Source organism: Abyssibacter profundi (assembly GCF_003151135.1).
Taxonomy (GTDB): domain Bacteria; phylum Pseudomonadota; class Gammaproteobacteria; order Nevskiales; family OUC007; genus Abyssibacter; species Abyssibacter profundi.
Map to the genome: position 1 here is coordinate 253,836 of NZ_QEQK01000001.1, position 11,511 is coordinate 265,346.

Consider the following 11,511-nt stretch of genomic DNA (forward strand, 5'->3'; position numbering starts at 1 on the left):
GGGTCTCGTCTTACAGGGTGCTCAGAACCGCGGATTCATCCAGGGCCGGAGAGATCACGGCGTCCTTGATCGATTCCTTGGACTTGAGCAGTTGGTCCAGCTTGTCGTCGAAGCTGGTGAATTGTGGGTGCGCTGATGCCGGTAGGTACACCTGCACGGGCCGCTGCTGGCCGATGCGGTACACACGGTCGGTGGCCTGGGCCTCCTTGGCCGGGTTCCAATGCCGCTCGAGATGAATGACATGGTTGGCCTCAGTCACCGTGAGCCCCACGCCGGCCGCAACCGGCGACATGATGAGGATGGCAAAGCCCGGCGTCTGCTGAAAACGGTCGATGATCTGCAAACGGCTGGGTGAGTGACCCGATGCCCGAGTTTTGGTCTCGCCATTGACGATGCTGACAGGCACTCCAAACTCAGCCTCTAACCAAACCTTGAGGTGGCGCTGCAGCGTCTTGTAGATCGCAAAGATCAACACCTTCTCATTGGCCGCGCGAATCTGCTCCAAGATAGGCCGAATGGCCATGACCTTGCCGGATTCAGCGGCCCACTGCTGGGGCGACTGCGTGTCGGTGGCCTTGTCCAGCAGTGCCGGGTGCAGCGAGACCTGACGCAGGCGATGCAGCGCCTTGAGGGCACCGGCGTTGCCCTGATTGGCCTCTTTGAGGGCGTGGAGGTCGGACAGGGCCTGGTCGTAATGCCGAATTTGCACATCGGTCATCGGTGCCCGAAGAAACTGACGAAATGAGGCATCTTCATCATCGGTAGGCATGCGAGCCCCGCGTAGGATGGTCTTGGGCGGCAGGCCATCGAGCACATCCTCCTTCACACGGCGCAGCATGAATCGGCCGACATCACTGTGAAGCTGTCGTCCCACACCCACCGGGTCGGACTCCGCCGGGCTGACGTAGCTGTCTTTGAACTCGCTCCAGGTGCCTAGCAGGCCAGGCTGGGCAATATCCATGATGCACCAGAACTCGCTGAGGCGATTCTCAACCGGCGTGCCCGTCGCCAGTAACTTGAACTGGGCGCGTAGCGCGGCCGCGGCCCTTGTTTGGAGCGTGTTGGGGTTCTTGACGTTCTGCGCCTCATCGAAAATCACCCAACTCCAGTCGATCCGACCCAGCGAAAATTGATAGTTGCGCAACGTGTCGTAGCTGGTGAGCACCAGGCGGCGCGGACGATCCAGCCGCACCGAATCAGGGTAGGTCTTTCCGACCCGCAAGGCGTAACGCACGCTGCTTTCGTCCAGCAGCTGGCCATCCTCCAGGTCCTGGTGCGTCTCGCGCGCCTGGCCTTCGAGCCGGAAGCGATTCAGGTCGCGATCAGCCTGAAGGATGACGACGTCATCAAATGGCGACTGGGCAACCGTTTTCTCAACCTCGTCCGCCCAGTTTTGCAGCAGCGATAACGGGGCTACGACCAGCACGGGCTTTTCGGTCTCTCCGACCTCGCGCATGCGTTGTAGATACTGATCGACAGCCACGATGGCCATATACGTTTTGCCGAGGCCCATGTCATCGGCCAACAAGCCGCCCTGCGGGCCCTGCTCTCGAGTCTCCGGCCTGAGCGAAGCCGCCGACAGGCGCAGCATCCATTCGATCCCCTCTCGCTGGTGGGTGAACGGCGTGCGCTTGTACGCGCTGTAGTCAATATCGATTGGGCCGGCCGTATCAGCAGGCTTGCCATCAACGCCTTCGAGGGCTTCCTTCAGCTCGAAGGTCGCGCGCTCCTTCTTGGGCTTATCGCCACCCGCACCAGAAGGCTCGCTCACCAGGCGATCTCGAACTTTGTCAAGCGCTTGATCAACGGCCTCGGGCTCGGAGATATCGATGGACTGCTCGCGACACCGAGCATAGGCTGCGCCAGACTGCCGGGCCTCTTGCAGGTTGCACTCGAACTCGCTGAGCTCCTCGAAGGAACTGATCAAGTTGACAATGACCTCCGGCGAGCAGGCGTTGGCAGCGGCCTCGAACCAATCCGTCCCGGAGCCACCAAACTCGGCACTCGGGATATGCTGGAAGACGGTGACCCCCTCAACCCGCACGGCAAAACCCGTTTCTAGGTCGATCAGGCCCGGATCGAGAAATGCGCTCGGTGTCTCCAGAAACTGTTTGGCCTCGGCTGCTGGGATGTGGTGCCGCTGCATGACCTCCTTGACCGCAGCCCGGCGCTCACCATCGAGCAGGACAATCTTGTCGCGCACCCGGAGGCTGTTCCCGTCCTCTCCTTCCAATTGGCCAAGCCGCAAATCGACGTCATCGACTGCAATGCCTTCACCGAAATTTGGTGACACGCGCAGCGAACCATCGCGCATCTTGGTGACGGCTACACTAGGTTTGTCGGGTACGACGACTTCCAGTTCTCGGAAGTGCCGAAGGTCGATCGGCAAACCATTGCGCTCCGCGCTCTGCAAACTGGCAACCAACGCCAGATTACGAGGCTCTGTGCGCTGCGCGGACTCAAGCCTGGCGTGATCGTCCAGCGCACGTGCCGCGTCATACCATGGACCGCGCAGCAGCCGGTCGCCCAGACCGGGGATATGAATCACGACACCGTATGGCGGCGGCAATGGCAGACGATCACCGTCAGGCAAACACAGCTGCCCCTTCACCTGGAATGCATGCTGCGTCGTCCGGCCGGTGACCGATAACTCAAGCTTGCCCTCAAGCGGCACAGGCAGGGCCAGCAAGCGCGCCTCATCATCGCCCAACCTCGAGAGCTCAGGGGCCGCGACGAAATACCCCGCGGGGATGGCTTCGGCGAGGCCTTCTTCCTCCATCTGCTCCAAAAGCGCCCGCTGGTAGGAGAGCAGGTCAGAGCTGGCGTTGGCATGCGGAGCCGCGAACTCTGCGCCCTCACCCGTAAGCTCCAGCGCGAACCGAGCATCCTCTTTGCGACTCTGCCCAAGAATGCGTTGAATCCAGGATCGCTTTGGTTTGTGCACGGGAGCCGGACTCATTTGAGTCTCCATTTATTCGCGAGATTCCGCTTGAATAGATCCGGGCGCGAGAACATTGCGCGTTCGACTTTCACGATTCGGATCCCCGTCTTCTCGGAAATCTCCGTTGCATAGAGCGGCGACGCAGCCGCCTCCAAGGTTTGGCGGATACTGACGATCGTGTTGCCGTCGTCTCGAAATGGCGCCTTCGGTGTTTGCATACGTCTTTTAGGCTGCGCGGAGGGTGCTGTGGTTTCTCGCCGGAACCGGGCGAGCTGAGAAGCAGAAAGCACTTGTGTCTCATCGACCCGCACACCTGCATTGCGAAGCACTCGAATAGCCTCATACACCCATTTCAGATTGGTGTAGTGCGTGGAGGCAAAATGCCGATACTGAGACTTGGGAGTACCAGGATCGTAGAGGGAGCGTTCTAGATCTGGGCCTAGATCGAGAGGGTTAATCGGGTGTTTATCATGCTGAAACACGATGCAATCTGCCGGCAGCGACGGATAAATGTAAATACGGAAGCTATGCGTACCCTCAACCAGATGCACCGACCCGACCTGCATGTAGATCACGGATTTGGACGCGTCAGATAGCCTTCCAAAAACATTCAGCTGACGCTCCGGGTACTGTCTCTTCACGTAGGAAAGTGCTTCTCTTGAGAGGAAGAGGCGCGAGTTAACAACCGCCCCGGTCTCAAGAATTGCTGTCAAGAGCTGCTTCCTCGCAGGGAACATACGCTGCAGCTCAGCGTTGCTGCTCTGCTTTCCAACCTCTTCCAGCACTTCGAGAAACAGGCCGATATCCAGTTGCGACATCCAGCCCTGCATGCGCCGAACGCGCTCTGGGCCAACTGGATCCCACCAACGCTGATAGCTGGGTGCTGACGGAGGCAACCGCGGATCGCCGGCGATCTCCAGGATGGCCTCACGCCAGGCGTCTGAAAGCTGGCTGTCTGCACTGCGGTCGATCAGCACCTCCAGGACTTTGACACCAATTGTTTTCCCTTCGCCATAGGGCAGGCGTGCCACCGACTTTTGGGTAACCTCAGCGAACACAGCTGTGTCGGCACCGACGTCGATTTGTTCGAGATGCTCGATATAGAAAATGGCCTGGCATCGCTGAGCAAACCGGCCTGCGCGATACGCACGCAGACCCCAAGCGCGCCATGCTTCTTCGAGATCGGAGTAACGTTGGCGCGTGCTTGAGACCGTTGCCTGGATTGCCGATTCGGAGAATAGCCAGTCCTGAGCGCTTCGGACTTTGTCGAGATCGCTGCCCGATTGCCCTGCCCGTCGGGCGTTCAGGTGACGACGAAGAAATGTCTGACCGTGCTTCAACATATCGCCTTGGAACAAGCGATCGAAATGGTCGAAGTAGGCTCGCAGGAGCGCCGCCAATGTGAGCGAAGACAGCGGCAGACCCACTGTCTCGAACTGATCGAGCAACTCCTGCGTTGGAGGACAATTTTGTCGGAAGTTGGGTGAATCGACGTCCGCCCACAGATTTGCGCAGACCCTAATCGCGAGCCGGTCCGTCAGCAGGGGCATCACGGCTGCCACACCGCCGCGTTGAGCCGCTCGTTGCAACTCAATCGATTTTAAATTGAAGCGGGAGCTCGGCTTCTCTGCCCGACTCGCCACTGCGCCTAAAGACGCATGCCGAGCCCGGATCCAACTAAGCTCAGCCGGCCGCCAATCCGGAAGTGAGAACTCGCCAAGTTGCAGAGACAGCGCCATTACTGAAGCATCTCTCTGAGCGCCTCAAAATCCTTCACCGCGGGTTTTTTCACGGTGATTCGCAGATCAATTCTACGGTTTTGCTTTCTCTCCTCGCGTGTGCCCTGCGACGCAGTGATCGGCCGCGTTTCGCCATAGCCACTGACAGAGAACAACGGCTCACCGGCGTGGTTCCTGATTGTGGCTAGCTGCTCATCCTCGGTCTGCGACTCTGCCCAAAAGTTCCAGACTGAAATCGCCCGGAACGTGGACAAGCCCCAATTACCCATCTCGAGCGGCGACGGTAGTATGTCCGTGTGCCCTTCTACGAAGATCGTGTCGAGATACGACCAGCGCTGCTCTTTTTCAATCGTGTTGTATAGAACCTCACCGATATAGGCCACGCTTTCCTGCGTAGACGGCTGTGAGGGGATGTCGTGGCGGTTACTGTCAAACGCCAACGTCGTTTCTGGAATACGAATAACGGTGTGGTTATCACTGACCTCAACATCGATACCTCGGGTGGCCAACTCATCTTTCACTTCCAGCACGATTTGGCGACGCACCTCTTCCGCTTTGGCCAATTCAAGGATTGCTTCGTTGACCTGCACTTTGGTCTTGGTGAGTTCGTAGATCAGCACCAATGACGCGAGCACAAAAATGATGAGTAGCCCGGCCATGATGTCGGAGAAAGATATCCAATAGGGATTCTCCTCATCAGGCTTCGAGATGTGCTGGACAGTGCGGGTACCGAGGCTCATCGGTACGCGTTCGCCGCGGGCCGCCCCTTGGCTTCCATCTCGTCAATCACGTCTTGAATCAGCTTGACTGAATCCACCATAGAGCGCGTGAACTGCTCGGTTTGCTCGTTCCAGGTGCTCAGTCGCTCGACCGTCTGACTCTTGACCCGATCTGCGTACTCATCCAGGAGGCTCTGAACGGATTCCTTCAGTTCGGCGACATGTTCCTTCAGGTGCTCTTGAGATTGACGCAGGTATTGCTCGACGGTCTCGAGCCCGCCATTGGAGTACTTGGAAATCTCGCGAACTTCTGTGATGACTTCATTGAGCCGTGAACTCAGTTGCCCGCCCTGCTCCAGCAATTGTTGCGCTTGAAGCACGGTTTGCTGGGCTGCATTCGAGACCTGGCCGGCGGACTCAAGCGCACCGTCGACACCCGACGCCAGCTTTGTTGTGGCTTGATCAATATTTTTTGCAAACGCATCGAACTGGCGTGTTGTTTCCGCCATCGCGACCGTGTTCTTTCGGTTCGCGTCGATTGTCGCCCGATGTGCATCGACCAGCTCGCCAAAGCTGGTCTTGAGATCAGCAAGGCGCTCTGACACGCCACCCAGCGCTTCCAGTTGTTCGGTGAGCTTCTGCGTTCGCTGCGCATCTGCAGCGCCAATTGCCTCAGCCTGTTGGCCAAAAGTACTGACGACATTCTGAAGCAGGCCTGTCACCTCACTGGACATCCGTGCCTCGTGCTGTTGGCGCGCTTCTTCTGAAGCCTTTAGCTGCTCCTGCATGCGGCGGGCCCGGTCTGCCTCCACGGTGCCCATGCTACCGACCTGTCGCTCGAATTCGCCGACCACGCGACCCAACAGTTCGTCCATCTTGCCCGACATCCTCTCTTCGCGTTCCTGCTGTGCCTGACCGGATGTCTTCAAGTTGTCTGCGAGAGATTCGATCGCCTGATTGATACTGTTCGACGCGCCAGCCAATGCATCGCGCTGCGCATCAGCCTGCGAGCCCACCCGATCAAGAAATGTGTCGGTAAGCCGCTCCAGCATCGCACGAGAATTATCCTCCGCATTTTCGGCAAGCTTGGCTAAGGCCGGTGCGAGAATCCTCTCGAGCGATTCCTCAAGCCCACTGCGGATCGCCTGACTGGACTGCACCAGCGCCTCTTGCATCTTGTCCCCAATCCGCTCTGCCAGACCCTGCAGCGCCTCCGTGCTTTGAGCTGACTGCTCTTGGATCTCACGAAGCGAGTGCTCGGCGGTAATCCGCGGAAATAGATAATCCAGCCGATTCTGTAGATCTGCGATCCGTGAGCGGACCTGGCGCTCAGCGGACTTCTCCATCGCGTTGAAAAGCACGCTCGCCAGCACACCCCACAACGAGGAGATGAATGCGACCGACGCACCCTGAATCATGCCCTTGATTCCATCAATCAGAACCTGGACATCTCCAGATGAAAGGTCGAGACCGGACAACCCCATCTGCAAACCCGCAAACGTGCCGATCACGCCGATTGCCGTCAGGAAGCCGGGGACTGCTGCGAGCTGGCGGTTATCTGTGAGACCTCGCGCCAAGGAGTACGGGTTAAAAAAATGTCCCGCGTCTAACGTGTTGTAGACACGGTCGTCTCGCTCGGAGTAGACAAGCGATTCATGAAATTCATTCCAGAGATCACCTACGGTCTCAGAACGTTCGCGGGCACGTGCTCGTAGCTCTCGGTACACGGTTGGGAGCTGGGCCTTGTCCACACCTTCTACCAGCGCCGCAACGTGCGCAGTGCGCCGCTTGGCGATATGGAACTCCCGCAACAGCTTAATGAGGAAGTAGAGCAGCAAACCGGCAATGACGACGAACGTGATCGCAGTGAGCTGTTTCGGGTCCCCGGACGAGAAGAGCAGGGAGACGTCCGGTACGAAGCTGGTCAAACTAAAGTGCTGTTCTTGCATAGTGCTATACGGCTGCGGTCAGGCAGGGACGAGCATGGCGTCAAGCGCGGCTCGGAGAGAGGAAAGGTTTTCCACGCGAATCTTGTGTCCGTGCGGGATCGGGTTAGCTCCCCTGTGCATTCGCTTGGGGAACTCCCTCATGTTGCTGCTGTGATAGAAGGTTCCCGGCACAGGGATTTCGACACCGGCCATGCCATACAGTGATGAAAGCGGCGTATCCGGGTGTGTGATAACCGAAATTCGATCGCGTCCGGCATCCACCTTGTCAATGAACACCCCGGCATCAAGCAGCTTGTGTACCCAGAAGGATTTCTTCTTGGTTTCACGCACCTTGAAGTAGTTCGCGCTCGACAAGACAGATTCGATCGAGTTCAGCAAGGGAACTTGGTCCGCCAGCGGCTCGACGGAACGCGTAGAAATTTGCGCGGGTAACAAATGCGCCGGGGAAACCGAAGGCGATGCCTCCTCTCCTCCACCCAATTGCACCCAGGTGACGGCCCCTTTGGGATGCGAGTAAGAGACTGGTTGGTGGAACGCTTGCGCGTCCCTGAGAACCCAAGCGTGGCGCCATTTTCGCTTCGAAGGGTCTTCGATGGATTCGTCCGTCATCCGATGGAATGACTGACTGCCCCGCATGTCGGAATCTGACAGAGGTCCGATCGAGTCGACCAGTCGCGCTGTCCCCACGACGAGCCCGGATCCCTGTCGAATCAGGGCAATCTCTCCCCGAACACGGGTATGCGAACTGCGCATCTCCCATGTCTTTTCCCCACTCAGGATCCAGCTAACGTACGGCTCTTTTATAACAAGGCCGCGTACAGGCAATTTTTTTGTAACCAATTTTTGCTCCAAGCAAACGAAAACTTGGAGGGCATGTCTAGTTGTTATCTCGGCCGCAGAACGGCCTGATCTCTTCCATGTCGAGCAACAACAGCACTCCCCCTAGTACTGGTAACGAGATCCACCCCAAAAACCGGACATCGTCTCGCGGATAGTACATGACCTGTTCAACCTGACAGACGGTTGCCTCGCCAGCTGCGACCGACGCGTTCGGGGCAGCACCGCAATGGGAATGGCGACGCCGCCAGACCAAACCGGTAGGCTGAGCGGCATTTGCTGCTGCTGACCGGAGAGGATTACCCACCGACCCTGCCACAGCAGACGCTGAGCGTTACGAAGGACTACAAAGCCATGAACGACGCAGAATTCGAGCTCATCACCTCCCCGCTGTCGCAATCCATCGAGGTCGCAGGTCACACATTCGACGTGCAGATCTATAACAGCGAAAAACCTGGCCTGTGGATTCTGGAAGTCGTCAACCCGAATGGCTCATCCTTCGTCTGGGATGAGCATTTCCCCAGCGAGCAGCACGCCCTGGATGCATTTTGGGCCTGCATGCGGGAAGAAGGCGTCGGGGAGTTGCTGGACGATACGACCACGACACCACCCGCCAACTTGGCGAGGCACTGAGATACGAGAGGCGCCAGCGTCCCAATTCGCTCCCGGCGAATGGGTCGAACCGGGGGTTCTCGGCCTTGCCGCCGCGACCGATCCATCAAAAAGGCCCGCTGATGCGGGCCCTTATGCCCGATGGACTGGAGGGACCAGGATTGCTCGGCCCATCCATGGGCCTCGGCCTTCGGCCCGCCGGCGCGCTGCGCCAGCGTCCCAATTCGCTCCCGGCGAATTGGTCGAACCGGGGGTTCTCGGCCTTGCCGCCACGACTGATCCATCAAAAAAGCCCGCTGATGCGGGCCTTTTTGATGGATTGGCTGGGGGACCAGGATTCGAACCTGGATTGACGGAGTCAGAGTCCGTAGTCCTACCGTTAGACGATCCCCCAAGGTGAATCGTTGAGGCGGCTAGTGTAGCGCCGCCTCTTTCCCGCCCCAAACCCGGCGGACCGGATGGAGCGAGAGGGCACTTGTCAGGCCGGCCTGGTTGCTTGGGGTTGAAGCCTGCAGATGCAGGACGACAACCCGGACCCGCGCCGTCTGACGAGGTGCCTGACTCGGATTAGCGCTTGGAGAACTGCGGGCGCTTGCGAGCTTTGTGCAGGCCAACCTTCTTACGCTCAACCTGGCGATCGTCACGGGTGACGAGGCCGGCGACACGCAGCGGCTTGCGGTTTTCTTCGTCGTAGTCGATCAGGGCGCGGGTGATGCCGTGACGCACGGCGCCAGCCTGGCCACCCGGACCACCACCTGCAACGGTGACCTTGATGTCGAAACGATCGGTGGATTCGGTGACCTCAAGCGGCTGGCGCACGACCATCTGCGAGGTTTCGCGACCGAAGTAGTCTTCGACGGCCTTGCCGTTGATCGTGATCTGACCGGAGCCCGGCTTGATGAAGACACGTGCGGTCGCGGTCTTGCGACGGCCGGTGCCGTAGTTCTGCGTTTCTGCCATGACTTATAACTCGAGGGCGGTCGGTTGCTGAGCGGTGTGAGGATGCTCGGCACCCGCGTACACCTTGAGCTTCTTGAACATCGCACGGCCCAGCGGGTTCTTCGGCATCATGCCGCGCACTGCCGATTCCAGAACGCGCTCAGGGTGCGTTTCCAGCATCTTCTGCAGCGTCGTGGCCTTGATGCCACCCGGGTAGCCCGTGTGACGGTAGTAGGTCTTGCCGAGCAGCTTATTGCCGGTCGTCCGGACCTTGTCCGCATTGACCACGACCACATAGTCGCCGGTGTCCACGTGCGGGGTGTAAATGGCCTTGTGCTTGCCGCGCAACCGATTAGCGATTTCGCTGGCAAGGCGTCCCAGGGTCTTGTCGGTGGCGTCGACGATCAACCACTCGCGCTTGACCTCGGCCGGCTTGGCGGAAAAGGTTTTCATGCTGCAAATCCGGAAATAAATAGGGTTTCAACCGAACACGCCGGCTGAAAGGGCGCGAAATATTAGCCGAGCCCGGCGGGTAGCGCAACCGTCTGTGGACGGAAGTTTCCACGCACCGCCGGAACGGCCGCCCTGGCTAGATTTTCAGCCGCTCCACAGGCTGCCCGTTCTTCAGGTGCGACTCGATGATCTCATCGAGATCGGACTCGTCGATGTACGTGTACCAGGTCTCGTCCGGGTAGACGACAGCCACCGGCCCCAGCTCGCAGCGATCCAGGCAGCCTGCCTTGTTGACGCGAATCTCGCCTGCGCCGGCCAGGCCCTCCTCCTTGATCCGCCGCTTCACGTAGTCACGAAAGTGATCGGCATCGTGCTCCTGGCAGGAGGGGCGATCGGCGCCGGCATCCCGCTGGTTGCAGCAAAAGAAGATGTGGTGCTTGTAGTAGCTCATTCGTTGTCGCCAAATTCATAGGACAGCGAGACCGACAGATAGGTGTCTGTCTCTTCGCGCTCGGCCGGCACGTCGCTATTGTTCTTGACGGTGTAGGTAATCGCCGCAAAGGTCGGGCCGAGGATGGTCAGCTTCAGGCCGGTCACGGATTCGGTGTAGGTGTTCTCCTCACCGGACTCGGTCAGCAGCTTCTGCTCGAACTTGGCCGTTTCGCTCAACTCGAAGGTGTAGAAAACGGCCCCGCGGAAGATCGCATCACTCTCTCGCAGCGACTCCGGCTTCTGGGACTCTTGTTGCCGCGCACCGGCGCCCAGTTCCAGGTTCATCGTATGACGGTCGGTCTTGAGCAAACGGCGCCCGTAACCCAGCGTCTGAGTCGTGCGTTCACGCACGCCGCCGAACAGGTCTTTTTCATAGGACAGGTTGGCGAAGATGTAATTGAACTCGGTGAAGTCGAAGCTGGTCTTGAACGTCGACGCGTACCGCTCGGCATTTTGCTCGTCGTCTTCCTCCGCGGTGAACAACGTGGCGGTGAACTGGTTCTCCCAGCGACCCAGTTCATGCTGTAGCGCAAACGACGCGTTGATGCTCTGCGAGTCGGAGTTGCCGCTGGTTTGCAGCACACCCAGTTCCGCCTTACCACCAACGGCAGCCTGGGCGGTTCCAACAAAGACGAACGAAGCGAGGGCGGAGGTCAGCAGACCGGCGCGATAGAGCATAGTGGTGGTCTCGGGGGAGGATGAGTTGGTCATCGCAGCATGACGACGACTCAACACCGATGCAGCGCAACACGCCAACCGATGGAGCTGCCGCCAGACGAGCCGGCAGCGAACACCGGCTCAATGTAGCGAAGCGAGCCTGTATTATACGA

10 protein-coding genes and 1 tRNA gene are annotated in these 11,511 nt (G+C 59.0%); 1 reads left to right on the plus strand and 10 read right to left on the minus strand.

Going from position 1 to position 11,511, the window contains the following annotated elements:
• Window positions 1-10 precede the first annotated feature (10 nt).
• The 5 genes from DEH80_RS01100 to DEH80_RS01120 are packed head-to-tail and all read right to left on the minus strand — an operon-like array spanning window position 11 to window position 8,200.
• Window positions 11-2,959: a DEAD/DEAH box helicase gene (locus DEH80_RS01100; protein WP_165831220.1), complete on the minus strand. Its 2,949-nt coding sequence runs from the start codon at window positions 2,957-2,959 to the stop codon at window positions 11-13.
• Window positions 2,956-4,680, minus strand: a complete 1,725-nt coding sequence (locus DEH80_RS01105; RefSeq protein ID WP_109718622.1) for an EH signature domain-containing protein — start codon at window positions 4,678-4,680, stop codon at window positions 2,956-2,958. The genes DEH80_RS01100 and DEH80_RS01105 overlap by 4 nt, the downstream gene beginning before the upstream one ends.
• Window positions 4,680-5,420, minus strand: coding sequence for an OmpA/MotB family protein (locus DEH80_RS01110; RefSeq protein ID WP_109718623.1), 741 nt, complete (start codon window positions 5,418-5,420; stop codon window positions 4,680-4,682). Before DEH80_RS01110 ends, DEH80_RS01105 begins: the two co-directional genes overlap by 1 nt.
• Window positions 5,417-7,348, minus strand: a complete 1,932-nt coding sequence (gene zorA / locus DEH80_RS01115; RefSeq protein ID WP_109718624.1) for an anti-phage ZorAB system protein ZorA — start codon at window positions 7,346-7,348, stop codon at window positions 5,417-5,419. Before zorA ends, DEH80_RS01110 begins: the two co-directional genes overlap by 4 nt.
• A gap of 18 nt (window positions 7,349-7,366) precedes the next feature.
• Entirely contained in the window at window positions 7,367-8,200 is an 834-nt protein-coding gene (locus DEH80_RS01120) for an ASCH domain-containing protein (RefSeq protein WP_165831222.1), read from the minus strand.
• A gap of 339 nt (window positions 8,201-8,539) precedes the next feature.
• On the opposite strand from DEH80_RS01120, the gene DEH80_RS01125 reads away from it, so the two are divergent.
• Window positions 8,540-8,818 carry a hypothetical protein gene (locus DEH80_RS01125; protein WP_109718756.1) on the plus strand — a complete coding sequence of 93 codons (279 nt, stop codon included), beginning with the start codon at window positions 8,540-8,542 and terminating at the stop codon, window positions 8,816-8,818.
• 299 nt (window positions 8,819-9,117) lie between these two features.
• On the opposite strand, the gene DEH80_RS01135 is transcribed toward DEH80_RS01125, so the two are convergent.
• The 5 genes from DEH80_RS01135 to DEH80_RS01155 all read right to left on the minus strand — a co-directional run bounded on the left by DEH80_RS01135 (window position 9,118) and on the right by DEH80_RS01155 (window position 11,359).
• Window positions 9,118-9,191, minus strand: a tRNA-Gln gene (locus DEH80_RS01135).
• Between the two features lie 173 nt (window positions 9,192-9,364).
• Window positions 9,365-9,757 (minus strand): 30S ribosomal protein S9, encoded by a 393-nt coding sequence (gene rpsI, locus DEH80_RS01140; protein WP_109718627.1) that lies wholly within the window; start codon window positions 9,755-9,757, stop codon window positions 9,365-9,367.
• Between the two features lie 3 nt (window positions 9,758-9,760).
• The gene (gene rplM / locus DEH80_RS01145; protein ID WP_109718628.1) at window positions 9,761-10,189 is read right to left on the minus strand and encodes a 50S ribosomal protein L13; all 429 of its coding nucleotides are present in this window, start codon (window positions 10,187-10,189) and stop codon (window positions 9,761-9,763) included.
• Between the two features lie 136 nt (window positions 10,190-10,325).
• Window positions 10,326-10,640 carry a (2Fe-2S) ferredoxin domain-containing protein gene (locus DEH80_RS01150; protein ID WP_109718629.1) on the minus strand — a complete coding sequence of 105 codons (315 nt, stop codon included), beginning with the start codon at window positions 10,638-10,640 and terminating at the stop codon, window positions 10,326-10,328.
• Window positions 10,637-11,359, minus strand: coding sequence for a DUF481 domain-containing protein (locus DEH80_RS01155; RefSeq protein WP_165831223.1), 723 nt, complete (start codon window positions 11,357-11,359; stop codon window positions 10,637-10,639). The genes DEH80_RS01150 and DEH80_RS01155 overlap by 4 nt, the downstream gene beginning before the upstream one ends.
• Between the last annotated feature and the right edge of the window lie 152 nt (window positions 11,360-11,511).